This window comes from Martinezella sp. CNPSo 3957 (assembly GCF_057784395.1).
Map to the genome: position 1 here is coordinate 199637 of NZ_JBXSOU010000008.1, position 24835 is coordinate 224471.

Here is a 24835-nt window from a genome sequence, read left to right on the forward strand (position 1 = left end):
GATGGTCGACAAGGTTCTGACCGCAAACCGGCTCACCGATGGCGTCGCCGTCTGGCTGAACGCAAATGGCGAGTGGGTGACATCGCTGCAGGAGGCGCTTGTCGCTCGGCATGCCGAAGCGGAAGCCGCGCTGGAAGCGATCGGCAAGCAGGCCTATGCTGACAACAAGGTCGTCGACGTCAATCTCATCGACGTGCAGGAAACGGGTGGCAAGCTTTGGCCGCTGCGTCTGCGCGAGCGCATCCGCGCCGAAGGCCCCACCATGGAATATGCTGCGGGCTATGCCCCGGCCGATCCCGATTTCATTGCAGTCTGAGAAGTCCCGAGGAAGTCATGTATCGTTACGATGAATTCGACCACGCCTTTGTTGCGGAACGGGTTGCCCAGTTTCGCGATCAGGTGGAGCGACGCCTCTCGGGTGAGCTTTCGGAAGACGCCTTCAAGCCGCTGCGCCTAATGAACGGCGTCTATCTGCAGCTGCACGCCTATATGCTGCGCATCGCCATTCCCTATGGCACGCTGAGCTCGCGCCAGATGCGCATGCTCGCCCATGTCGCACGCACCTATGACCGCGGCTATGGCCACTTCACCACGCGTCAGAACCTGCAGTTCAACTGGCCGAAGCTTTCCGAGATGCCGGATGCGTTGGCCGATCTTGCTTCGGTCGAGATGCACGCCATCCAGACCTCGGGCAACTGCATTCGCAACGTGACCGCCGACCATTTTGCCGGCGCTGCGGCTGACGAAGTCGCCGATCCCAGGCCTTATGCCGAAATCCTGCGCCAATGGTCCTCCGTTCATCCGGAGTTCTCCTTCTTGCCGCGTAAGTTCAAGATTGCCGTCACCGGCGCCGAGCGCGACCGTGCCGCCATTCAGGTGCATGATGTCGGCCTGCATCTGAAGAAAAACGACAAGGGCGAGATCGGTTTTGCTGTCTATGTCGGCGGCGGGCAGGGGCGTACGCCGCTGGTTGCCAAGCTGATCCGTGACTTCCTGCCGGAAGCGGATCTTCTCTCCTACATCACCGCCATCATGCGCGTTTACAATCTGCATGGCCGCCGCGACAACAAGTACAAGGCGCGCATCAAGATTCTCGTGCATGAAACGGGCGCCGAGGAACTGGCACGCCAGGTCGAAGTCGAGTTCGACAAGCTGCGAGATACCGAGCTGAAGCTGCCGGAAGCCGATGTCCAGGCCATCTCGGCCTATTTCGCGCCGCCAGCGCTGCCGCAGCGCCCTGAAGGCTGGGAAAGCCTGGCGCGCTGGAAGAAGGCCGATCCGGCTTTCGCGCGCTGGGTGCAGCAGAACGTGCAGCCGCACAAGAATCCCGATTACGGCATGGTGACAATCTCGCTGAAGCCGATCGGCGGCATTCCTGGCGATGCGACGGATGTCCAGATGGAAGCCGTCGCCGATATCGCCGAGGAATATGCCTTCGACGAAATCCGCGTCAGCCATGAGCAGAACCTCATCCTGCCGCACGTGGCGCTGGCCGACCTCGAAGCCGTCTATCGCGGTCTGGTGGCCAACGGTCTCGAGACGGCGAATGCGGGCCTGATCACGGATATCATCGCCTGTCCCGGTCTCGATTATTGCGCGCTTGCCAACGCGCGTTCCATTCCGGTTGCGCAGGAAATCTCTACGCGTTTCGGTTCGCCTGAGCGCCAGGCGGAGATCGGTGAGCTGAAGATCAAGATTTCCGGCTGCATCAATGCCTGTGGCCATCACCACGTCGGTCATATTGGCTTGCTCGGTGTGGAGAAGAAGGGCGCAGAACTCTACCAGATCACGCTCGGCGGCTCCGGCGACGAAAATACCTCGATCGGTGAGATCATCGGCCGCGGCTTCGAGCCCGACAAGGTGACCGACGCCATCGAAACCATCGTCGACACCTATCTCGGTCTTCGTCTGGATCCCTCCGAAACTTTCCTGACCGCCTACCGTCGCGTCGGGCCGCAGCCGTTCAAGACCGCGCTCTACGGCGCGTCCTCGTCGGCAGCCGAAGCAGCGTAAGGAGATCGACCATGACCAAGATCTGGCGTGAAACAGGCTTTGTGGAGCATGATCCGTGGGTCATCGAGACTGACGAGGTCAAGGCAACCGAGGCGCATAAGCCGCTGCTCGACCTCGATGCGTTGATCGCAAAGGCGGAAGAGAGCAATGAGGCCGGTCTCGGCGTTGTCATCAAGCCAGCCGACGACGTGACACGGCTGCAGCCCTATCTCGACCGTCTCGATATCGTCGCGGTTGCTTTTCCGGCATTCAACGACGGCCGCGCCTTCAGCCATGCCTCGCTGCTGCGCCAACGCCTCGGCTACGCCAATGAGCTGCGTGCTGTCGGCGACGTGCTGATCGACCAGATTCCATTGATGCTGCGCGTCGGCATTGATAGTTTCTCGGTGACGAATGAGACCGCACTAAAGAGATTGGCGGAGAACCGCCTTCCGGGCATTCCGCATTACTATCAGCCGACCGCGCGCCGCGCAGAAGGCGGGCAGGCCTATAGCTGGCGGCGATTGCCGGCAAAGTCGGCCTGATATCGAAAGGCGGCTGTTGCGGCAATTTGACAGTGTCGGATTGCCGTATTCAAGCCTTTCGAATTATGTACGCTCGGTGAGATGGGAAACTTGACTGGAATAGACATATTTCAGTCCGATAACGTCGGTTGGAATGGAATGCCTTTCAAAACCGGCTATATTGTTATATCAGCGTCGCGAAATGAGCCTGCCAGGGAATACGTGCCCAGGAAGAACGCGTAAGACTAATACGGGATTCGAGACAGAATGAACGCCCCCGCAAAGACAGATGAATTTGCTTCAGCAGTACCCGCCGGCGTTTTCGCCGAGAAGGTGCTGAGCGTCACGCATTATACCGACCGGCTCTTTCGCTTCACCATGACCCGGCCGCAGGGCTTCCGTTTCCGCTCGGGCGAGTTCGCCATGATCGGGCTCATGGTCGATGGCAAACCGCTTTATCGTGCCTATTCGATCGCAAGCCCCGCCTGGGCTGACGAGCTTGAATTCTTTTCCATCAAGGTGCCGGACGGTCCGCTGACCTCGCACCTACAGAACATCAAGCCCGGCGACGAAGTGCTGATGCGCAAGAAGCCGACGGGCACGCTGGTTCTGGACGCGCTGACCCCCGGCCGTCGGCTCTATATGTTCTCGACTGGCACCGGAGTTGCGCCGTTTGCGAGCCTTATCCGCGATCCGGAAACCTATGAAAAATTCGAGGAAGTCATCCTCACCCACACGACGCGCGATGTTGCCGAGTTGAAATACGGCTTCGATCTTGTCGAGGAAATCCGCAATGACGAGATCCTCAGCGAAGTCGTCGGCGATAAGCTGCGCCACTACGCGACCGTCACCCGCGAGGAATTCCCCTTCAAGGGCCGCATCACCGATCTCATCGAAAACGGCAAGCTTTTCAGCGACCTCGGCGTACCGCCGCTGGATCCCGCGATCGATCGCGGCATGATCTGCGGCTCCTCCGCCATGCTGAAGGACACCAAGGGCCTGCTCGAAAAGGCCGGCCTGAACGAAGGTGCCAACAACAAGCCGGCCGAGTTCGTCATCGAACGCGCTTTCGTCGGTTAAGCGAATTATTCCAATGCATGAAAAAGGCGGTTTCGGCAACGAAGCCGCCTTTTTCATGCATTGTTGAGATAATCGATGAGTGCGGCCATGGCTGTGCGCGCCTTGTCGGCATCGCCGCCGCGGATGGCGTCTATCGCTTGAACATGCATGGCAATCGCGCCGCCCATGCGGTCATGCGTTCCAGTCGAATACCACAGCCGGCGCGCATGTGTTTGAACTGGGGCGAGCGCTGCCGTGATGAAGTTGTTGGGGCAGGCGGCTTCTAGAATTTCATCGAATGTCTTGTCGGCGGCGAAAAAACCGGGCAGGTCGCCGGTACTGGCGCATTCCGCCATCCGTCGGGCGCATTCCCGCAATCGCTCCCGCTGCTGCGGATCGGCATAGGTGGCGGCGAGTGCGGCGGCAATCGGTTCCAGTTCGCGCCGCACCTGCATGACATATTGATGATCTTCCGGACGAATTTCCGCGATTTGCAGGCCGACGCGCGGGCGCACATGGATCAATCCCTGCCAGGCAAGCTTCTGAATGGCCTCGCGCACCGGCGTCCGTCCGTGTCCCGCCATCTCGATCAGCTGTTTTTCGGTCACAAGGTCGCCTGGCTTCAACTTAAGCGACACGATCGCATATTCCAGCGCGAGATAGGCAAGATGGCTGAGCGAATTCTGCATCCGAAATCAGGTCCGGCTTATGCGTGGGGGCACACAGTGTCATCTGGCCTCGTCGAAGGCAACGGTCGTGACACGTCAACAAGGCCGGCTTGGCGGCCCGTTCAAATCGCCTTATCCGAAATCGTCGTCCCTAAGGGCCGACGATTTCGGGATATTTCGCAAGTGGAGCAAAGGAGCCGCGTCGTTATTGGCCGATTGCGGTGGCAAGGGTGGGCGGTCTTCGTTTGGCGGCCATGAGCAGGTCCAGCTCGGTGGACGACGGGCCGAACTTGTAGAAGAGGCGTTTTGCCTCCGCATCGTCGAGACGGTATTTCCGTGTAAACTCGGCAATGCTATATGGGCGGCCGCGGATGACTTTGCGGGCGGTTGTCCGATTGGCGTTTTCTGTCATGTTTCCAACCTCCTTTCGGTTCCTCATCCGATAGATAGCGCCAAGGTGGAGCTTGGAAAGACCTTGAAAACCGCGTTGCCTCCGCTAAAGGCAGTCTTCCGCCGGGGCTCACGCAACAAAAAAGGGAAGGCGATTTGCTCCGCCTTCCCTTTTTTCCTCTTCCCAATTCGGGCGTATGCAGCCCGATACGCTGCTATCGCCTGATCAATCGCCCGATGAAAATAAGAATGCAGGCGCCGATAAAGCCAGTGACCAGATAGTTCAGCCATACATGGAACGGCAGCGCGATGCCGAGGGCACGGAACAGCCAGCTGGCGACGAGCGCGCCAACAATGCCGAGGATGATGTTCATGATGATGCCGGTGTTGCTCTTCATGATCATCTCGGCGAACCAGCCAGCCAAACCGCCGATGATAATTGCTGCAATCCAACCTACGTTTGCGTCTTCCATAAAAGAACCTCCTGAGGGCCCGACAGGTTGTTAACAATAGCTGATATACACCAAAAACGATTCGCACCCCAACTGTTGCGCATGGCGAGCCGATTGATCCGTTCATTGCAACCCTGATTATTAAGGGAAATTGTTACGGTTGTTTGGGTCTCTGAGAATCGATTGTCTTGCCGGAGCTCATTCATCGCTGGCGCCGGAGTTCTGATTTTCCTGAAGAACGGGCGGCTTCTTCGGCCCTATGGCGTCGTTTCGTGGTAGTAAGGCGAGGAAAAGCATCCTCGGCCGCTGACAACCGCAATTTTATGGGTTGACCACAATAAGGCGTCTGCATATGTTCCGCGCACTTCCAGCCGGGGCAGCTTCTGCCAGCGGAGAGGGAGAGCGTAGCTCAGTCGGTAGAGCAACTGACTTTTAATCAGTAGGTCATGGGTTCGAATCCCATCGCTCTCACCATCGTTTCTTTGTCCAGCCCGGAGAGATAGGCCGCCAAACGCCCTTAGGCGAAGGTGCGGATTTTCGTATTGCCGATTTTCCAATGATATCGCCGTTACCTAGACCAGGCACCTGGCCAAGGTGCGGCACACAAACAGGAAGAGCCAATTTTTAACGAGCAACCCAGACACAAGAATAGCCCGGTATTCGCTGCCTGCAAGGGAGATGCGCGAATCGAGATATTTAACTGAGCGCGCTGATCCACTAAATGGGCGCTCTTAAATACCAAAGGATCAAGATGTCTGACCATCCGCGTTCATTAGAGTCGACAAGGCGTTGCTTGTCGGACCGAAAGCCTAAAGGCACCATTATTTACATAATGGTCGCTGCGGTTGCGGTCATCATCGGATTGACTTCCGGACGGCACGAGAGCGCGATGCAAACCGTCCCCCAGGTTGCGAAGCTGGTTCATTAGAACGATCATGAGCTCACCCGAAGGCTACGCACAGCCCGGCAACCTTCGCAGTTTTTGCGTTGCTGAATCTCACGGATTGTCTTGCCTCGGTTCGCATCTCGCTTTCATCCGTCAATCAGAATGCACAGGTTGTTGATGACGTTTGGTCCGAATTGGCTGGCGGCGAATCTCGATTTGATAGTATCATAGCTCCATCAATAAAACTGTTGGTGAAGACGACGGGCGAATGATGGAATTCGTGGCAGAGCTGTCTCTGTGGGAGATTTATGCAATCGTTTGCGGGTTGCTGGTATCCTTCGGCCTTTTGGCCGGGCTGATCGCAGGCAGGCGGTTTTCTATAGCCTTGAGAGTGCTGCCGCTTCTCGGAATCGCGATCACCGCGCCCGTGACCGAGCGGCTTGTGATCCCCTACCTCTCCGAGCGTTATCCGGTGATCTTCGCCAACAAGGATTTGCCTAAGAAGATCGACCAGAAAACCACGCTGACGAAGATAGACCTCAGCGATCACATCTATAGCTATTTCTACGATCTCGATGACGATGACGACGATTTCGATCCGCCTCTCGTCAAATCCGCGCAGCTTACCGATCTCTGCGACTTCCTGCTGCCGAAATTCAGTTCGGGCGAAGCATCTTTGGCGAATTACATCTATCAGCTGAAGGGCAGGGACTATTCGTTTTCGGTCGACAGCACCGACTGTTCCTGACGTTGGGCAGGCGAAATATCAGTGGCGCAGTGATTCGGGACTAGCGATCGCCTTGCGGCGCTCTCGCCTTTGTGCCGTTCGCAGCTGGTACTTACGCGATTGTCGAGAGCGCAACGACTGCGACTACCGTCAGTCCCCCGAAGATCGGCAGCAATTTGAGCATAACAAGCCGCGCGAGCTTCTTTCTTTCGATCGACGTCATGATCAGCATTCCTCACATGGCAGCGAAGCTTAAACGGATGGAATTCAAGATTCGTTTCATGCCTGTCGTCGCATTATTATATTATATGTCGCTAAAAGTACAGCGAAGCGGCATTTGCCTAATTCGAAGACAACAAATCCGCTCGTTATTGGGATAGGGAGCGCTGAGCATAATCGTGTCGCGCCTTCGATCGGAACCTAATTTCATCAAGTGAGTTCCCTCTTTAACAAAAAGGAGGCACGTCTTGGCACAGGATCGACATGAATCGAATGGCGAACGTGAGAAGAAGCAAGCGCTGGCAAAGATACAGCACAGCAAGGCGCAGGAGAGCGATCGAATGAATAGGGAAAGGGATGGAGCTTCAGTCGTTGCCGATCCCAGAAATAGGCTTGCGGAGGGCAAGACCGATCCGGCGACAAAGGAGCGCAAACCGAGAGATGCATGAGCGATAATTGCTGCTCATACATTTGGCGGCCATCTGAATGATCGAACGAAATTCAAATCCGGCTGACGCGATTTTTCGCCAAGGCCTGGCATTTCGTCTGAATTTTGCGTGAGAGTAACGAACCGGTTGCGGTCAACCTTACCGCCAGCTGGATGGTAAAGTTGACCGCGATTTCAGAGTGAAAAAGTCTAGGCCTTGCCGCCGTTCTTCTTGCAATCGCTTCGGAATTTGGCGCGCGCCTTTCCATGCAGGCCCTTGGCATCGGCCTGGGCCGAACATGCCTTGGAAACGGCAGTTTGGGCAGGCTTCGCTGCCTTTGGCTTCATCGTATTGGTCGTCGATGGCGTCGATGTTGTTGCACTGGGCGTGGTCGTTGTCGTGGTGCTGGGGGTAGTTGCCGTCTGTGCCATCGCGCTTACGCTGAAGAGTGCGACAAAGGCTGCAGTCGTGAACATAGTAGCAATTCTCATGGGGGCTTTTCCTCCGCTGACTAGCTTGAGTGGAATGTGCGTTGTTCGACGAACATCAACAGCTTGAACCAATATTTTTACAAATGCAATTCGCTCATCGCATAGCTTCGCGACCCCTGGTTGGGCCCGGAAAACCGGGGAAAATCGGGGTTTTGCACCCGGGTGCAGCTATCCCAATTCCGTCAACTTTAAGGCACGACGGCGAGCTCGCTCGAAAAGGTGATTGGCTTTCCGGCACTCGCGTCGTTAGGAAGGGAGCCGGAATGACATAGCCGGAGTCCATCGTGTCGCTTGCCGATATTTCGCTTCTAAGTGCCTTGCTTGCCGGAGCCCTTTCGTTTCTTTCACCCTGCGTGCTGCCGCTCGTGCCGCCCTATCTCTGCTACATGGCGGGAATCTCGGTCGAGCAGTTTCGGGGCGGAGGAGCGGCAGTTGCCGCAACACCGAGCGTACGCGGCAATGTGTTGATGTCGGCGCTGTTCTTCACTCTGGGGTTTGCCACGGTATTCGTCGCGCTTGGCGCCGGTGCGTCCTCGATCGGCATGCTTCTGCGCCAACATCTCGATGTTCTCGCCAAGATCGGCGGTTTGATCATCGTCGTCATGGGGCTGAATTTCCTCGGCGTCTTCCGCATCGGCCTTCTGGCACGGGAGGCGCGCTTCCAGAGCGGCGGCAAGCCGGCGACGCTGACGGGCGCCTATATCATGGGCCTTGCCTTCGCCTTCGGCTGGACGCCCTGCATCGGCCCGGTGCTCGGCGCCATCCTCGGCATTGCCGCATCGCGCGAAACGGTCGGCGCGGGCGCCGGCCTGCTCGCCGTCTATTCTCTCGGGCTTGCCATCCCCTTCTGGATCGCCGCCGGCTTTTCCGGCGCCTTCATGCGCTTTCTCTCCCGTTTCCGCCGTCATCTGGGCACGGTCGAAAAGGTCATGGGTGCGCTTTTGGTGCTCACCGGTCTCGCCTTCATCTTCGGCTATATCAGCGACATGGCGATCTGGTTTCAGCAGACCTTTCCGATCCTGATGAAAATCGGCTAAGTCGGGCGATATTTTCGCCTCTCGTTCTTCTCGGCAAATGGAACATGCCCGATGGCTGACCCCCACGGCTGATATTGTTGGTCTGTTGCTGCCGTTCTTCGGGCTGATCCTGGTCGGCTACGTCGCCGCACGCGTTACGAAGCAGCCGGCCGAGGCGCTCGGCTGGTTGAACACGTTCATCATCTATGCCGCGTTGCCGGCCCTGTTCTTCAAGCTTGTGTCCCAGACGCCGATCGAACAACTAACGCGGATCGACTTCATCGCCACCGATATCGCCGCGACTTACTCGATTTTCCTGCTGCTGTTTCTGATCGGCCGTTTCCTGCGCTGCAATTCGGTTGCCGACAGCACCATCCAGAGCTTTGCGGGAGCTTATGGCAACATCGGCTACATGGGGCCGGGACTTGCGCTGCTGGCGCTTGGCGAAAAGGCGGCCGCTCCGGTGGCGCTGATCGTCTGCTTCGAAAATGCGCTGCACTTCATCGTCGCACCCGCTCAGATGGCACTGGAAAGTGCCGACAGGCGTTCGCCGGCGAAGCTCGCCGTGGATATTGGCCGCAAGGTGCTGCTGCACCCCTTTATCCTGTCGACCGCGCTGGGTTTCGTCGTGGCAGCGTTTTCTCTCCATCAGCCGCTCGCCTTCGAGCGATTTGTCAATTATCTCGCGCAAGCTGCTGCTCCTTGCGCACTATTTGCCATGGGTGTGACGCTCGCGCTGCGTCCGCTAAAGCGGATTCCGATCGAGATCGGCTACATCGTGCCGGCAAAACTCGTCCTGCATCCGCTCTTGGTCTATGTCGTTCTACAAGCGGTCGGCGGCTTCGATCCGATCTGGATCGAGGCGGCCGTATTGCTTGCGGCGCTCCCGACGGCAACGAATGTCTTTGTCATTGGTCAGCAATACGACGTCTGGCAGGAGCGGGCCTCCGCCACTATCCTGATCACCACGGCCTGTTCCGTGGTGACGGTTTCGCTGGTGCTTTACCTGATAAAGTCGGGCGCCCTACCGGCGCAGCTTTTCCCGTAATGCCGAGGAAAAATTGCGCAGGCCGCCGCCGGGTTCGATGCCCTCGCGCATGACGATGTTGCGGAGCGGCGCGATGGCCGAAAGCACATGCAGGCCTGCTGCCCGCAGCATCTGCACGGGCAGGAAATCCGACAGAAGCGAGCGATTGAGGAGATCGACACTCGCCGTGCGGCTGACAATATCGGCGCGCCTCTTGCGATCGAAACTGTCGCCCGATGTCGCCGAGATCGGCTGGTCAGCGCGCGAGCAGAGAATGTCCGACAAGGCCAGGATATCGCGAAGGCTGAGATTGAGGCCCTGCGCGCCGATGGGCGGGAAGACATGGGCTGCTTCGCCGATCAGCGCGGCGCGCCCCTTGCCGAAGCGATAGGCCGTCATGCCGGAAAGCGGCCAGACCTGCACGCTGTCCTCGATCGTGACCTGGCCGAGCATCGACTGCATCCGCTCCTCGACCAAGCGGCCGAGTTCTTCGAGCGACTTCTCCGCATTGGCAGCGGCTTCGGCCGGCTTCTGCACCCAGACGAGACTGGAGCGTCTGCCGGGCAGAGGTACCTGCGTGAAGGGGCCGCTTTCGGTGTGGAATTCCGTGGAGATGTTCTGGTGCGGCAGGCTATGCGCGAAATTCAGAACCATCGCCGACTGCGGATAGGACCAGCCCTTGGTTTTGATTCCGAGGGTCTCTCGCACTGTCGAATTGCGGCCGTCCGCGCCAACGACGAATGCCGCATCGATCGAATCACCATTGTCGAGAGTGATAGCGACACCATCATCGCGGAAGGTGATTTCGGAAGCCGTCGCTTCGATGCGGCTGACATTGCCTTCCGCTTCGATGGCTTGGCTGAGGTTGTCCAGCAACACGGCATTCGGAATATTGTAACCGAAGGCATCCAGGCCGATTTCCGATGCCCGGAACGAGACCGTCGGTGCCCGCAGCAGCCGTGACGTGCCATCGATGATGCGCATCGTGGTCAGCGCCGCCGCCGAAGGCGCGATCTTTTCCCATAGCGTCAGTCGCTCCAGAAAGCGGATCGATTGATCCATCAGCGCCGTGGTCCGCTTGTCGGCTTTGTTGTGCGGCGCGGCCACAAGGGCGACGGATCTTCCGCCGCGCGCCAGTGCGAACGCCGTGATCATGCCGGCGAGCCCACCGCCGATAACGGCCACTTCAATCTGCTTCATATCGATGCCTCAATTGCCTTCGGTACTGAAAATAAGCGCTTAGCCTGTTGAAATCCATGGGATGAAACATCGCAACGGGTGAAAATGACAGTAAGTCGCGCTAGCGTGCCCCGATAAACGCTTTTGCGCTGGCGATGCCGACCAAAGGATGCATATTAGCAAGAAAAACCGCCTGCCGGGGCAGGTGAATAAGCTGACGAGTCGTGGGGCGGATGAAAATCTTCAATTACAAGCGGGTGCCTTATGCGGAGATGCGTGCCTTCTCCGTTCATATACTGACGGCATCCGGATCGTTTCTCGCCTTTCTCGGCGTCGTCGCGGCATCAGAACATCGCTTTGTCGATATGTTCTGGTGGCTTGGCCTGGCGTTGCTGGTCGATGGCATCGATGGGCCGATCGCGCGCAAGGTCCGCGTCAAGGAGGTGCTGCCCAACTGGTCCGGCGATACGCTCGACAATATCATCGATTACGTGACCTATGTGCTTCTGCCAGCATTCGCGCTCTATGAGAGCGGCATGATCGGCGAGCCCTGGTCGTTTGTTGCAGCCGGGATGATCGTCGTTTCCAGTGCCATCTATTACGCCGATACCGGCATGAAGACGGACGAATATTTCTTCTCCGGGTTCCCGGTCGTCTGGAACATGGTGATCTTCACGCTTTTCGTCATCGGCGCCAGCGCCACGACAGCCATGATTCTCGTGGGCGTTTCCGTCGTCCTGACCTTTCTGCCGATCAATTTTCTGCACCCCGTGCGCGTCAAGCGCTTGCGGCCGCTGAATCTTGGCATATTTCTCTTCTGGTCGGCACTCGGCATCTATTCGCTGCTGATGCATTTCGTCATGCCGCAATGGGCCGTTGTCCTCTTCGTCATCAGCGGTATCTATCTCTATTGCATCGGTGCCGTGCTGCAGTTTTTCCCGTCGCTCGGACGTCAATGAGGATTGCGCATCATGAAGAAGACCAAAGTCATCCGTATCCATGAGAATGGCGGTCCGGAGGTCATGAAGCTGGAGGAGGTGGATCTGCCGCCTCCCGGCGCGGGTGAGGTGCAGCTTCGTCAAGCCGCGATCGGTCTCAACTTCATCGACGTCTATTTTCGATCCGGCCTCTACAAGGCACCTCAGTTTCCATTGCCGCTCGGCAAGGAAGCTGCGGGCACGATCACCGAAGTTGGGCCTGGCGTGACCGATTTTGCTGTCGGCGATCGCGTCGCCTATGTCGGCAGCGATGGCGCCTACAGCGTCGAACGCAACATCGAGACCCGCCATCTGGTGAAGGTGCCCGACGATATCCCGCTTGAAACCGCCGCATCGATGATGCTGAAAGGCATGACGGCCGAATATCTGCTAAACCGCACCTTCAAGGTCGGCCCTGGAACGACGCTTTTGTTCCACGCGGCCGCCGGTGGCGTTGGCCTGATCGCCGGCCAGTGGGCCAAAGCCCTCGGCGCCGAAACCGTCATCGGCACTGCCGGTTCCGCCGAAAAGGTCGAACTGGCGCTGGCGCATGGCTACGACCACGTCATCGACTACAGCAAGGAGAATTTTGCCGAGCGCGTTCGCGAAATCACCGGAGGCAAGGGCGTCGATGTCGTCTATGACTCGGTTGGGAAGGATACTTTCCCGCAGTCGCTCGATTGCCTGAAGCCGCGCGGGATGTGGGTCACCTTCGGCCAGTCTTCCGGTCCGATCGAGAATTTCAATCTCGCCATCCTCAACCAGAAGGGTTCGCTCTTTGCCACGCGGCCGAGCCTTTTCGCCTATGTCGGTACACCTGAGGAGTTGAGAGCCAGTGCAAAGGCGTTATTTGCTGTTGTGCAAAGCAGCAAAGTGCGTATCAATATTCATCAAACTTATCCGCTTGTTGACGCAGGGCGCGCACATGCGGATCTGGAAGCCAGGAAAACGAGTGGAACTACACTGCTGATCCCATAGATCCGTAAAGGGCAGGAACGGTGGGAAGGAAATGAGGGGAACGTGTCGTCATCTGATGCGCCGACAGCCGGTGCACTATTGTCAGTACGCAAACTGACGAAACTCTTCGGTAGTTTTGCAGCCTGCAACGAAATCGATCTCGAAATTCAGCCAGGCGAAATTCACGCCCTTCTAGGCGAAAACGGCGCTGGCAAATCCACGCTGGTCAAGATGCTGTTCGGCGTGCTCGAACCGTCGCATGGGCAGATCGTCTGGCAGGGACAGCCTGTGGCGATCGATGCGCCCGGCACGGCGCGCAAGCTCGGCATCGGCATGGTATTTCAGCATTTTTCTTTGTTCGAGGCACTGACTGTCGCGGAAAATATAGCGCTCTCGCTCGACAACAATATCCCGCTCGCAAAAATTTCCGAAGAAGCCGCGAAGCTCTCTCACGCCTATGGCTTACCGCTCGATCCGAATGCACATGTGGCCGATCTGTCCGTCGGAGAACGCCAGCGCATCGAGATCGTTCGGGCGCTCCTGCAAAACCCTAAACTGATCATTCTCGACGAGCCCACCTCGGTTTTGACACCGCAGGAAGCTGATCGCCTTTTCGAAACCCTGTTTAAGTTGAGGGATGAGGGCCGCTCTGTGCTTTATATCAGCCACCGGCTTGAAGAAGTGCAGCGCATCTGCTCGCGCGCCACCGTCCTGCGTCACGGCAAGGTCACAGGCGCCTGCGATCCCAGGCAGGAAACGACCGGTTCTCTCGCCCGCATGATGGTCGGCAATGATGTCGCCAGCGTGCAGCACGAGGGGCTTGGCAATAAGGGGGATATTCTCCTGGAGATCGCGGGCCTCTCGGCACCGTCGCGAACCCCGTTTGCCATGGCGCTGAAGGACGTTTCCCTGCGCGTACGGGCCGGTGAGGTGTTGGCGATTGCCGGCGTTGCCGGTAACGGCCAGGGCGAATTGTTCGATGTCATTTCCGGCGAATACACGGTCCCCGCGGATGATCTCGTCCAGCTTCGCGGCAAGTCCGTCGGCACCAAGGGCATCAATGCGCGCCGGTTGATCGGCGCTGGCTTCGTGCCCGAGGAACGCCACGGCCATGCTGCGGTATCGACGTTGAAGTTATCGGATAACCTCGTGCTTGCCCGGCATCAGTCGGATCGCAAGTCGTTCCTGGGGGGTGGCTTCTTCAATGTCATCAGGCACGGCGCGGTCAAGCAGGCGACGAAGCGCATCTGCGAGGCAATGGATGTGCGCAAGAGCGGCGAGGATCCGGCTGCCGGCGCGCTGTCTGGCGGCAATCTGCAGAAATTCATCGTCGGCCGTGAGCTGGATCGCCAGCCGAGCGTACTCGTCGTCAATCAACCGACCTGGGGCGTTGACGCCGGCGCCGCAAGCCGCATCCGCCAGGCACTGGTCGATCTCGCCCGCGACGGCTCGGCCGTGCTCGTCATCAGCCAGGATCTGGATGAGATTTTCGAAGTCGCGACCGATATCGCCGTCATCTCGGAAGGGCGTCTGTCGCCGTCCTATCCGGCCGGCGAGCTGACCCGCGAGAAGATTGGACTGCTGATGGGCGGTCTGCATGAATCGAAGACGCATTCGGAGCCTGCACATGCGCATTGAACTTGAAAAGCGCCCGCAGGTCTCCAAGCTGTTCGGCTTGCTATCGCCCCTGCTTGCTCTCGCATTGGCGTTGATCGCTGGCACCATCATGTTCGCCGTCATGGGCAAGGATCCCGTCGAGGCGCTCGATGCATTCTTCGTCGAACCTCTGCTGGAGGTCTGGTCGCTGCACGAACTGGCGATCAAGGCCGGACCGCTGATCCTGATCGCCGTCGGCCTTTGCCTCTGTTATCGCTCCAACAACTGGAATATCGGCGCCGAAGGGCAGTTCACCATGGGCGCGATCGCCGGCTCCTTCATCCCTATCGTCTTCACCGATTGGCATTCGCCCGTGATCCTGCCTTTGATGCTGATCGCTGGCGCCGTCGGCGGCGCGCTCTATGCCGCCATTCCGGCGCTCCTGAAGGCGCATTTCAATACCAACGAGATCCTGACGAGCCTGATGCTGGTCTATATCGCGCAGCTATTTCTGGATTGGCTGTCGCGCGGGCCATGGCGTGATCCGCAGGGCCATAACTTCCCGCAGAGCATTGACTTTCCGCCGGAAGCGGTTTTGCCGGCGATCTGGGAGGACTCCGGGCGTGCGCATTGGGGCATCGTCTTCGCCGTGGTCGCGGCGATCCTTGCCTGGTTCATTATGAAATATACGCTGAAAGGCTTTGAGATAAGCGTGCTTGGACAGTCGGCGCGGGCAGGGCGCTTTGCCGGTTTTTCCTCGCGGAAAATGGTCTGGTTCGCCTTCCTCGTCTCCGGTGCACTCTCGGGACTGGCGGGCATATCTGAAGTTTCCGGTTCCATCGGCCATCTGCAGCCGGCGATTTCGCCGGGTTACGGTTTCACCGCCATCATCGTCGCCTTTCTTGCACGCCTTAATCCGCTCGGAGCCATTCTCTCCGGTCTGGTGCTGGCGCTGACTTATCTCGGCGGTGAAGCCGCGCAATTGTCGCCGGGTATCTCCGCCAAGGCGGCCAGCGTCTTCCAGGGCTTGCTTTTGTTCTTCGTACTCTCCTGCGACACACTGATCTATTACAAAATCCGTGTGGTCTGGTCGCGGGTCCGTGGAGGTGCGGCATGAATGTGTTTGAAGCCATCCTGCTCACCATCATCACCGCATCGACGCCGCTCGTCATCGCCGGCCTCGGCGAGCTCGTGGTGGAACGCTCCGGCGTCCTCAACCTCGGTGTCGAAGGCATGATGATCATTGGTGCGGTCGCTGCTTTCGTCGGAGCGCAGATGAGCGGATCGCCCTATGTCGGCCTGCTGACCGGCATCGTCGGGGGCGCGCTCTTCTCGCTGCTGTTTGGTTTTCTCACGCTGACGCTGGTGACGAACCAGGTTGCGACCGGCCTGGCGCTGACCATCCTTGGGCTCGGCCTTTCGGGCATGATCGGCGAAGGTTATGTCAGCGTGCCGGGCGTGCAGCTGCACGAGATCGTCTTTCCGCTGCTGTCGGACATACCGTTCCTCGGCCCGGTGCTGTTCAAGCAGGACCTGACCTTCTATCTGTCGATCGCGCTGCTCGTCGGCGTCAACTGGTTCCTCTTCCGCAGCCGTGCCGGCCTGAAGCTGCGCGCCGTCGGCGATAGCCATGGCTCGGCCCATGCTCTCGGCATCGACGTCATCCGCACCCGTTATCTCGCAGTCATGTTCGGCGGTGCCTGCGCGGGGCTTGCAGGCGCTCAGCTGTCGCTGGTCTACACCCCGCAATGGGTCGAGAACATGTCGGCCGGCCGCGGCTGGGTGACGCTGGCATTGGTCGTCTTCGCATCCTGGCGGCCGATGCGCGTTCTGGCTGGCGGCTATCTCTTTGGTGCCGTGACGATCCTGCAATTCCATGCGCAGGGCTTCGGCGTCGGCATTCCCTCGCAATTCCTGTCGATGCTGCCCTATGCGTCGACTATTGTGGTTCTCGTTATCATCTCTCAAAATCGCCGCGCGACCTTGATCAACACGCCAGCGTCGCTCGGCAAAGCCTTCGTTCCGGAGCGCTGATTGCAACAGCCGGACCGATTTCTGCAAAACACGTCAAACCAGTAGGGGTAACCATGAAAAAACTAGCACTCGCCCTCACAACGACAGCCGCCGCCATCGTTGGTTTCGCTGCCGCTGCTGAAGCAGCACCGACCAAGGTCTGCTTCGTCTATGTCGGTTCGCACACGGACGGCGGCTATTCGCAGGCGCACGATCTCGGCCGTCAGCAGATCCAGAAGGAATTCGGCAACAAGATCGAAACGCCCTATCTCGAAAACGTACCGGAAGGCCCGGATGCCGAGCGCGCCATCGAGCGCCTTGCCCGTTCCGGCTGCTCGCTGATCTTCTCGACCTCATTCGGCTTCATGGACGCGACCGTCAAGGTTGCCGCCAAGTTCCCGAAGGTGAAGTTCGAGCATGCGACCGGGTTCAAGAGCGGCCCGAACCTCGCAACCTACAACTCGCGCTTCTATGAAGGCCGCTATATCCTCGGCCAGATCGCCGCCAAGACATCGAAGAATCATGGTGCCGCCTACATCGCTTCCTTCCCGATTCCGGAAGTGGTGATGGGCATCAACTCCTTCGAACAGGGCGCCCGCTCCATCGATCCGAGCTTCAAGCTGAAGGTGGTATGGGTTAACACCTGGTTCGACCCGGGCAAGGAAGCCGATGCCGCCAAGGCTATGGTCGACCAGGGTGTCGATATTCTGACGCAGCACACCGATACGACGGCGCCGATGCAGGTGGCTGAAGAGCGCGGCATCCACGCTTTCGGTCAGGCTTCCGACATGATCAAGGCGGGCCCGAAGGCGCAGTTGACGGCGATCATCGACACCTGGGGTAACTACTACTCCAAGCGCGTTCATGCGCTGCTCGATGGCACGTGGAAGTCCGAGCAGAGCTGGGACGGCCTGAAGGACGGCATCCTGAAGATGGGCGACTATACGAATATGCCTGACGACGTGAAGAAGATGGCTCAGGAAACCGAAGCCAAGATCAAGTCAGGCGAGCTTGCTCCCTTCACCGGCCCCATCAACAAACAGGACGGTACGCCCTGGCTCAAGGCCGGCGAAAAGGCCGATGACGGCACCCTGCTCGGCATGAACTTCTACATCGAAGGCGTGGACGACAAGCTGCCGGCTTCTAAGTAAGCACGAGAAATAGTTTAAGTTGAGAAGGGGCGTTCAAAACGCCCCTTTTTGTTGCGCTGCAACATCGAATGCTGATTTACAAAAGTATTACTATATGATTTTTAAACCTTGGCCTGAGGAAATGGCCTTTGGGAGGAAATCATGAAGTTGAAGACTGCACTGATCAGTGCGACGATGCTCGCTGCCTGCATGTTCACATCGGCATCGGCTAAAGACCTGGTCGTCGGATTCTCGCAAATCGGTTCGGAGTCTGGTTGGCGTGCGGCCGAAACGACGCTGACGAAGCAGGAAGCCAAGAAGCGCGGCATCGATCTGAAGTTCGCCGATGCGCAGCAGAAGCAGGAAAACCAGATCAAGGCGATCCGGTCCTTCATCGCGCAAGGCGTTGATGCGATCCTGCTGGCACCGGTCGTCGAGACCGGCTGGGATGCTGTCCTGAAGGAAGCCAAGGAAGCCAAGATCCCGGTCATTCTGCTTGACCGCACGGTTGCTGCACCGAAGGACCTTTATCTGACAGCTGTCACGTCCGACCTGGTTCATGAAGGCAAGGTCGCCGGTGACTGGCTTGTAAAGACGGTCGGCGACAAGAAGTGCAACATCGTCGAGCTGCAGGGCACGACCGGCTCCTCGCCGGCCATCGCCCGCAAGAAGGGCTTCGAGGAAGCCATCAAGGGTCACGACAATCTGAAGATCGTTCGTAGCCAGACCGGCGATTTCACCCGCGCCAAGGGCAAGGAAGTCATGGAAAGCTTCCTGAAGGCTGAAAACGGCGGCAAGGATATCTGCGCGCTTTACGCCCATAACGACGATATGGCCGTCGGCGCTATTCAGGCGATCAAGGAAGCTGGCCTGAAGCCGGGCAAGGACATCCTGACCGTGTCGATCGATTCGGTTCCGGATCTCTTCAAGGCCATGGCTGCCGGTGAGGCGAACGCAACCGTTGAACTGACGCCGAACATGGCAGGTCCTGCCTTCGATGCGCTCGATGCCTATTTGAAGACCAAGAAAGAGCCGCCGAAGTGGATCCAGACGGAATCCAAGCTCTATACCCAGGCGGATGATCCGCAGAAGGTCTACGAGCAGAAGAAGGACCTTGGCTACTAAGACGAAAGCCATCGCACCGGATCGGCAATGCCGCGCCGGTGCGATATCCTGTGCAAGATGCCGGCGCACCCACGGAATGCGCCGGCTATCGCTTTCGCAATTTGAATCATTCCAAGGAAATTCGCGCTTCATGGCTCACGACGTAGAGCGACTTCTGACGGCGACAGGTTTTTGTAAATATTTCCCCGGTTCGACCGCTCTCGATCATGTCGATTTCACATTGATGCGCGGCGAGGTCCATGCGCTTCTCGGCGAGAACGGTGCTGGAAAATCGACCCTGATCAAATGCATGACCGGCGCCTATCGCCGCGATGCGGGTGCCCTGGTTCTCGATGGGGCCGAGATCGATCCGCATGATACGCTTGCCGCTCAGAAGCTCGGTATTGGAACCGTCTACCAGGAAGTGAACCTGCTGCCCAATCTGAGCGTTGCGGAAAACTTGTTTCTGGGCCGTCAGCCGCGGCGATTCGGGATGGTCAGCAGCCGCGTCATGAATAAGATGGCCAGAGATCTGCTGTCGCAATATGGCCTGGATATCGATGTCAGCCGTCAGCTCGATCGCTTTTCGGTCGCCATTCAGCAGGTGATCGCCATCGCTCGCGCTGTCGACCTTTCCGGCAAGGTCCTCATTCTCGATGAGCCCACTGCGAGCCTGGATACGCATGAAGTCGAGATGCTGTTCGGCATCGTCAGGCGATTGAAACAGCGCGGGCTGGGAATTGTCTTCATCACGCATTTCCTGGAGCAGGTTTACGAAATCTGCGATCGCATTACCGTTCTCCGCAACGGCCGGCTGGTCGGCACGCGCGATGCGAAGGGTCTTCCTCGGCAGACCCTGATCGCCATGATGCTCGGCCGCGAACTCGCCGAGACGGAAAGTACGATAAAGCAGAGCGAGACGGAAAGCGGCCCGGTCAGATATCACTTCACGAATTTCGGTAAGCGCGGCAAGATCAAGCCGTTCGACATGGAGGTGCGCGTCGGCGAAGTAGTCGGCATTGCCGGCCTGCTTGGCTCAGGGCGCACAGAAACTGCCGAAGTGCTCTTCGGCGTCGAGCGCGCCGACAGCGGCGAGGCGAAAATCGAAGGCAAGACCATTGCGCTTTCCAGTCCACGCGCGGCGATTAAGAGCGGCTTCGGCTTCTGCCCGGAAGACCGCAAGACCGATGGGATCATCGGTGATCTCTCCATTCGCGAAAATATCGTTATGGCGCTGCAGGCAAGGCGAGGCTGGGCAAGGCCCTTGCCGCGCAGCGAGCAGAACGCCATCGCCGATCGCTATATCAAGGCGTTGGATATCCGCACGACCGATCGAGAAAAGCCGATCAGGCTGCTTTCAGGCGGTAACCAGCAGAAGGCGATCCTTGCTCGATGGCTGGCGACCAATCCGAGCTTCCTCATCCTGGATGAGCCGACGCGCGGCATCGATGTCGGTGCCCATGCGGAAATCATCCGGTTGATCGAGGATCTTTGCCGGCAAGGAATGTCCCTGGTAGTCATTTCATCCGAACTTGAGGAGCTTGTCGCCTATAGTTCGCGCGTCATCGTCCTGCGTGACCGCGAACATATTGCCGAGTTGGCCGGAAGTGAGATCACGGCCGGAAATATCGTCGAGGCCATCGCCACGGCTCAAAAGACGCGGGAGGACGCATGAGCTCGCCAATCAAAACCTCCTTGCTTCGGCTGCTGCCTCAGCTCATCGCACTCGCGGTTATTCTTCTCTTGAATTTCATAATGTTCCCGCATTTCTTTCATCTGGAAGTTCAGAATGGAAGACTCTACGGAAGCTTGGTGGACGTACTCAATCGTGGTGCGCCGGTAGCGTTGCTTGCCATCGGCATGACGCTAGTCATCGCCACGAAAGGCATCGATCTGTCCGTCGGCGCGGTCATCGCAATCTGCGGTGCTGTTGCGGCATCCTCGATCGTTGCCGGCTACTCGCTTTCCTATACGCTGTTGTTGACGATTGGCGTCGGTCTGGCATGTGGGCTCTGGAACGGTTTCCTCGTCGCCGTACTCGATATCCAGCCGATCATCGCAACGCTGGTGCTGATGGTGGCGGGCCGCGGCATTGCGCAATTGATCACTGAGGGCGCGATCCTTACCTTCAACAATGACGGACTGATCTTTCTTGGCAGCGGCTCGTTCGTTGCCCTGCCGATGCCGGTGGTGATCTGGCTTGTCGCTGCGCTTTTGGTGATCGCTTTGGTCCGGCGCACGGCTCTCGGAATGTTGGTCGAAGCCATCGGCATCAATCGCCGGGCAAGCACCTTGTCCGGTATCCGGACCCCGGTCCTGCTGATTGCGGTTTACGCATTGAGCGGCCTTTGTGCCTCCATCGCGGGTATCATCGTTACGGCCGACATCAAGGGTGCGGACGCCAATAATGCCGGTCTGTGGCTTGAGCTGGATGCGATCCTTGCGGTCGTGGTTGGCGGCAATTCGCTGCTCGGTGGTCGTTTCAGCATCGTCGGTTCGCTGATCGGCGCAATGATCATTCAATCGGTCAATACAGGCATCCTGCTCTCCGGCTTTCCGCCGGAATTCAATCTGGTGATCAAGGCGATTATCGTCATCGTCATTCTGGTCATCCAGTCTCCGGCGGTTCAATCCGCCACGTCATTCTTCTGGCGTCGCCGAGACGAGGGGCAGATGGTGCAAAAGGAGCAGGCAAAGTGAATTCGAAATATCTTCCGCTGCTTGCGACGATCCTCATCTTCATTCTGGCCTATATCGCCTGCGTGACGCAGTATCCGAATATGCTGTCGACGCGGGTGATGGGCAACCTGTTGACCGATAACGCATTTTTGGGAATTGCCGCCGTAGGCATGACCTTCGTCATCATCTCGGGCGGCATCGACCTGTCCATCGGCTCGATCATTGCCTTTACCGGCGTTTTCCTGGCTGTCATTCTGCGCGATACGGCGATCCACCCGTTGATCGCGTTCGTTCTTGCTCTTGTCATCACGACGATTTTTGGCGCCGGCATGGGTGCCATCATTCACTATCTCAGTATGCCGCCTTTCATCGTGACGCTGGCCGGCATGTTTCTGGCGCGAGGCATCGCCTTCGTGCTGTCGATCGACAGCATTCCGATCGAACATGATTTCTACTCTCAGCTCAACGACCTCTATTGGCTGATGCCTGGCGGCGGCCGGCTGACATTGATCGGCGGCCTCATGCTGCTCGTCTTTGCCGGCGGCATTGTGCTGGCGCAGCGCACCCGCTTCGGCGCCAATGTCTATGCTCTCGGTGGCGGCGCTCAAACGGCGGTGCTGATGGGCGTGCCTGTCGGCAAGACGACAATCCAGATCTATGCCCTTTCTGGATTTCTTGCTGGCCTATCCGGAATCGTTTTTTCTATCTATACATCTGCCGGATACTCGCTTGCCACGGTCGGCGTCGAACTCGATGCGATCGCTGCCGTGGTCATAGGGGGAACACTGCTGACGGGAGGAGCGGGGTTCGTCGGGGGAACACTCATCGGAATTCTCATACAGGGCTTGATTCAGACCTACATCACCTTCGATGGAACCCTTTCCAGCTGGTGGACGAAGATATTGATCGGCTTGCTGCTGTTTGCCTTTATTCTGATGCAGAAGGGACTTCTGCTGCTTTCCCGCTTGAACCGACGATATGTCTGAGGGAGGGACAGAGCTCTTGCGAAACCGAATGCTTGAGACCGGAAAAACCGAGGGAAAATCTCGCACGAGCCACGCTCAGGTGGTCGATGAGTTAGGCAAGGCGATCGTCTCGGGTGCATTTCCGATCGGAAGCATTCTTCCCGGTGACAGCGAGCTTCTGCAACGGTTCAAGGTATCCCGCACGGTTCTGCGCGAAAGCATGAAGACTTTGGCCGCAAAGGGGCTGGTGGTGCCGCGTGCGCGCGTCGGCACGCGCGTGACCGAGAAGATCCATTGGAACATGTTCGATAATGAAGTGCTCAATTGGCATTTCGAAAGCGGCGTCAACAAGGAATTTCTTCTTCATCTTTACGATATACGCATGGCGTTCGAGCCTTTCGCCGCGAGTCTGGTGGCGAAAAGGGCCAGCCGTGAGGACATCGAACTGCTTCGCAATCTTGCTGCCGCCATGGCAGCGCCGCACCATACTTCCGACAGCCTCGCAGTCGCCGATTTGCATTTTCACTTGGCAATTACTGAGGCTTCGCAAAATCCGTTCATGCGGTCGCTGGGTGGGCTTATCAAAGCCGCACTGGTGGGCATGTTCCGCATGAGCGCGCCGCCGTCTACCAATGGTTTCGCCAATATTGCGGACACGCATATGGCGATAGTGGACGCGATAGCGGCGCGTGACAGCCTTTCCGCTCATAAGGCGATGGAATTTGTGATCATCGATGGGCGTCAGCATGTCCTCGAAGCTTTCGAGGCTCTCGCCGAGGCCTAAAGGTCGCCTTGAATTTCGCCGTAGTTCATCGCTCGACTTGTTGATATGAGGGGAGTCGCTCGGCCTGTGCCGACGCCTGACCGTATATCTCGGAGCCTGAAATGGAACGCAGCTGCCTCGCCATCATCCTCGCCGCCGGTGACAGTACCCGCATGAAGTCATCGATGTCGAAGGTCCTGCATCCGATTGCCGGGCGCCCGATGATTGCCCATGTCATGGATGCGATCTCCAAGACCGGGATTTCGGCGGCGGCGCTGGTTGTCGGGCGCAATGCGGATGAGGTCAGCGCGGCAGCGTCGATCGGCGGCATCACCATCGAATCTTATCTTCAGAAGGAACGTCTCGGCACGGGTCATGCCGTGCTGGCGGCGCGCGAGGCGATTGCCCGTGGATATGACGACATTATTGTTGCCTACGGAGACGTCCCTCTGCTGACCGATGTGCCGCTCCGTGCCGCCCGCGAGGGACTGGCCGATGGTAACGACATCGTCGTCATCGGATTTCATACGGAACATCCCAACGCCTATGGCCGGTTGCTGGTCAAGGATGGCGAGCTGATTGCCATTCGAGAAGCCAAGGATGCAACCGATGCCGAACTGGCGATAAAATGGTGCAATAGCGGACTGATGGCGATCAACGGCCGCAAGGCGCTGGAGCTTCTCGACCGCATCGGCAACAACAATGCCAACGGCGAATATTACCTCACCGATCTCGTCGAGATCGCCCGCTCGCTTGGCGGACGCGCCGTTGCCGTCGATGCGCCCGAAGTCGAGATGACCGGCTGCAACAACCGCGCCGAACTTGCCTTCATCGAGCGCCTCTGGCAGGAGCGCCGCCGGCATGAGGTGATGCTGTCGGGCGTGACCATGATAGCGCCGGAAACCGTTTTCCTCGCCTATGACACCGTGATCGGCCAGGATGCGCTGATCGAGCCGAATGTTGTCTTCGGGCCGGGCGCGGTCATCGAGGGAGGCGCAGTCATTCATGCCTTCTCGCACATTGAGGGCGCCCATGTCAGCGCTGGAGCGACAGTCGGACCTTTTGCACGGCTGCGCCCGGGCGCCGATCTCGCCGGTGGCGCCAAGGTCGGCAATTTCTGCGAAGTCAAGAACGGCAAGATCGGCGAGGGCGCCAAGGTCAATCATCTGACCTATATCGGTGATGCGACGATCGGAGCCGGCAGCAATATCGGCGCGGGTACGATCACTTGCAATTATGATGGCGTCAACAAGCATGAAACGTATATCGGCGCCAATGCTTTCGTCGGTTCCAATTCGTCGCTGGTTGCGCCCATCCGCATCGGCGACGGCGCATATATTGCTTCCGGCAGTGTCATCACCGAGGATGTTCCGGCCGATGCGCTGGCCTTCGGCCGGGCTCGCCAGGAAATAAAGCCGGAGCGGGCCAAGGTGATCCGCGAGCGAGCCCTTGCCATCAAGGCAGCGAAAAAGGGCGGCCACTAAGACTCGTGCGTTGACGTAACGGTCCGAAATCGAAAGTGACCGTGGTTGCAATTGAGAAAATTGCAGGAATGATTAGGACTTGCCTTCATATCTGAGGCCAGACGGAGAG

Annotated in this window: 24 protein-coding genes and 1 tRNA gene; 20 read left to right on the plus strand and 5 right to left on the minus strand. The window is 58.3% G+C overall.

The window, feature by feature from the left end; genetic code table 11:
* Nucleotide 1 precedes the first annotated feature (1 nt).
* From AC13QE_RS19815 to AC13QE_RS19830, 4 genes are all read left to right on the plus strand, one after another.
* Complete coding sequence (locus AC13QE_RS19815) at nt 2-316, plus strand: DUF2849 domain-containing protein (protein WP_132716533.1); 315 nt, start codon at nt 2-4, stop codon at nt 314-316.
* Nucleotides 317-333: 17 nt separating this feature from the next.
* On the plus strand, nt 334-2013 hold the full coding sequence (locus tag AC13QE_RS19820; protein WP_132716534.1) for a nitrite/sulfite reductase: 1680 nt from the start codon (nt 334-336) through the stop codon (nt 2011-2013).
* Between the two features lie 11 nt (nt 2014-2024).
* Nucleotides 2025-2537, plus strand: a complete 513-nt coding sequence (locus tag AC13QE_RS19825; protein WP_488484938.1) for a DUF934 domain-containing protein — start codon at nt 2025-2027, stop codon at nt 2535-2537.
* 246 nt (nt 2538-2783) lie between these two features.
* Nucleotides 2784-3596, plus strand: coding sequence for a ferredoxin--NADP reductase (locus tag AC13QE_RS19830; protein WP_132716536.1), 813 nt, complete (start codon nt 2784-2786; stop codon nt 3594-3596).
* Between the two features lie 53 nt (nt 3597-3649).
* Here the strand turns inward: AC13QE_RS19830 and AC13QE_RS19835 are convergent, their stop codons facing one another.
* From AC13QE_RS19835 to AC13QE_RS19845, 3 genes are all read right to left on the minus strand, one after another.
* Nucleotides 3650-4264, minus strand: coding sequence for a GntR family transcriptional regulator (locus AC13QE_RS19835; protein ID WP_132716537.1), 615 nt, complete (start codon nt 4262-4264; stop codon nt 3650-3652).
* A 184-nt stretch (nt 4265-4448) separates the two neighbouring features.
* Complete coding sequence (locus AC13QE_RS19840; RefSeq protein ID WP_132716538.1) at nt 4449-4655, minus strand: hypothetical protein; 207 nt, start codon at nt 4653-4655, stop codon at nt 4449-4451.
* A gap of 193 nt (nt 4656-4848) precedes the next feature.
* Nucleotides 4849-5106, minus strand: a complete 258-nt coding sequence (locus AC13QE_RS19845) for a GlsB/YeaQ/YmgE family stress response membrane protein (RefSeq protein WP_015339842.1) — start codon at nt 5104-5106, stop codon at nt 4849-4851.
* Nucleotides 5107-5483: 377 nt separating this feature from the next.
* Between AC13QE_RS19845 and AC13QE_RS19850 the strand changes: the two genes are divergently transcribed.
* Both AC13QE_RS19850 and AC13QE_RS19855 read left to right on the plus strand, forming a co-directional pair.
* Nucleotides 5484-5559 (plus strand) — tRNA-Lys (locus AC13QE_RS19850).
* A gap of 680 nt (nt 5560-6239) precedes the next feature.
* Complete coding sequence (locus AC13QE_RS19855) at nt 6240-6719, plus strand: hypothetical protein (protein ID WP_132716541.1); 480 nt, start codon at nt 6240-6242, stop codon at nt 6717-6719.
* An 835-nt stretch (nt 6720-7554) separates the two neighbouring features.
* Here the strand turns inward: AC13QE_RS19855 and AC13QE_RS19860 are convergent.
* Nucleotides 7555-7836, minus strand: coding sequence for a PsiF family protein (locus AC13QE_RS19860; RefSeq protein WP_041677417.1), 282 nt, complete (start codon nt 7834-7836; stop codon nt 7555-7557).
* Between the two features lie 284 nt (nt 7837-8120).
* On the opposite strand from AC13QE_RS19860, the gene AC13QE_RS19865 reads away from it, so the two are divergent.
* Both AC13QE_RS19865 and AC13QE_RS19870 read left to right on the plus strand, forming a co-directional pair.
* Nucleotides 8121-8873, plus strand: coding sequence for a cytochrome c biogenesis CcdA family protein (locus AC13QE_RS19865; RefSeq protein WP_488484939.1), 753 nt, complete (start codon nt 8121-8123; stop codon nt 8871-8873).
* Nucleotides 8874-8910: 37 nt separating this feature from the next.
* Nucleotides 8911-9900: an AEC family transporter gene (locus tag AC13QE_RS19870; protein WP_488484940.1), complete on the plus strand. Its 990-nt coding sequence runs from the start codon at nt 8911-8913 to the stop codon at nt 9898-9900.
* Here the strand turns inward: AC13QE_RS19870 and AC13QE_RS19875 are convergent.
* Nucleotides 9877-11079 (minus strand): UbiH/UbiF family hydroxylase, encoded by a 1203-nt coding sequence (locus AC13QE_RS19875; RefSeq protein ID WP_488484941.1) that lies wholly within the window; start codon nt 11077-11079, stop codon nt 9877-9879. The two genes, AC13QE_RS19870 and AC13QE_RS19875, sit on opposite strands and share 24 nt — an antisense overlap.
* 212 nt (nt 11080-11291) lie before the next feature.
* Here AC13QE_RS19875 and pcsA point away from each other — a divergent pair, with 212 nt between their 5' ends.
* From pcsA to glmU, 12 genes are all read left to right on the plus strand, one after another.
* Nucleotides 11292-12017, plus strand: a complete 726-nt coding sequence (gene pcsA, locus AC13QE_RS19880) for a phosphatidylcholine synthase (RefSeq protein WP_488484942.1) — start codon at nt 11292-11294, stop codon at nt 12015-12017.
* A gap of 12 nt (nt 12018-12029) precedes the next feature.
* Nucleotides 12030-13013, plus strand: a complete 984-nt coding sequence (locus tag AC13QE_RS19885; RefSeq protein ID WP_488484943.1) for a quinone oxidoreductase family protein — start codon at nt 12030-12032, stop codon at nt 13011-13013.
* A gap of 42 nt (nt 13014-13055) precedes the next feature.
* Nucleotides 13056-14630: an ABC transporter ATP-binding protein gene (locus tag AC13QE_RS19890; protein WP_488484944.1), complete on the plus strand. Its 1575-nt coding sequence runs from the start codon at nt 13056-13058 to the stop codon at nt 14628-14630.
* The gene (locus tag AC13QE_RS19895) at nt 14620-15705 is read left to right on the plus strand and encodes an ABC transporter permease (protein ID WP_112338363.1); all 1086 of its coding nucleotides are present in this window, start codon (nt 14620-14622) and stop codon (nt 15703-15705) included. The genes AC13QE_RS19890 and AC13QE_RS19895 overlap by 11 nt, the downstream gene beginning before the upstream one ends.
* Entirely contained in the window at nt 15702-16622 is a 921-nt protein-coding gene (locus tag AC13QE_RS19900) for an ABC transporter permease (protein WP_488484945.1), read from the plus strand. The genes AC13QE_RS19895 and AC13QE_RS19900 overlap by 4 nt, the downstream gene beginning before the upstream one ends.
* Nucleotides 16623-16675: 53 nt before the next feature.
* Nucleotides 16676-17752, plus strand: a complete 1077-nt coding sequence (locus AC13QE_RS19905; RefSeq protein ID WP_015339856.1) for a BMP family ABC transporter substrate-binding protein — start codon at nt 16676-16678, stop codon at nt 17750-17752.
* 141 nt (nt 17753-17893) lie between these two features.
* Nucleotides 17894-18856: a galactofuranose ABC transporter, galactofuranose-binding protein YtfQ gene (ytfQ, locus tag AC13QE_RS19910; protein ID WP_112338366.1), complete on the plus strand. Its 963-nt coding sequence runs from the start codon at nt 17894-17896 to the stop codon at nt 18854-18856.
* A gap of 130 nt (nt 18857-18986) precedes the next feature.
* On the plus strand, nt 18987-20510 hold the full coding sequence (ytfR, locus tag AC13QE_RS19915; RefSeq protein ID WP_488484946.1) for a galactofuranose ABC transporter, ATP-binding protein YtfR: 1524 nt from the start codon (nt 18987-18989) through the stop codon (nt 20508-20510).
* A complete protein-coding gene (locus tag AC13QE_RS19920) occupies nt 20507-21535 on the plus strand; it encodes an ABC transporter permease (protein ID WP_488484947.1) in 1029 nt (342 codons plus the stop codon). Before ytfR ends, AC13QE_RS19920 begins: the two co-directional genes overlap by 4 nt.
* Nucleotides 21532-22500 (plus strand): galactofuranose ABC transporter, permease protein YjfF, encoded by a 969-nt coding sequence (yjfF, locus tag AC13QE_RS19925; protein ID WP_132716551.1) that lies wholly within the window; start codon nt 21532-21534, stop codon nt 22498-22500. The genes AC13QE_RS19920 and yjfF overlap by 4 nt, the downstream gene beginning before the upstream one ends.
* A gap of 28 nt (nt 22501-22528) precedes the next feature.
* Nucleotides 22529-23263, plus strand: a complete 735-nt coding sequence (locus tag AC13QE_RS19930; RefSeq protein ID WP_488484948.1) for a FadR/GntR family transcriptional regulator — start codon at nt 22529-22531, stop codon at nt 23261-23263.
* 101 nt (nt 23264-23364) lie between these two features.
* Complete coding sequence (gene glmU / locus AC13QE_RS19935) at nt 23365-24726, plus strand: bifunctional UDP-N-acetylglucosamine diphosphorylase/glucosamine-1-phosphate N-acetyltransferase GlmU (protein ID WP_488484949.1); 1362 nt, start codon at nt 23365-23367, stop codon at nt 24724-24726.
* The last annotated feature ends 109 nt before the right edge of the window (nt 24727-24835 follow it).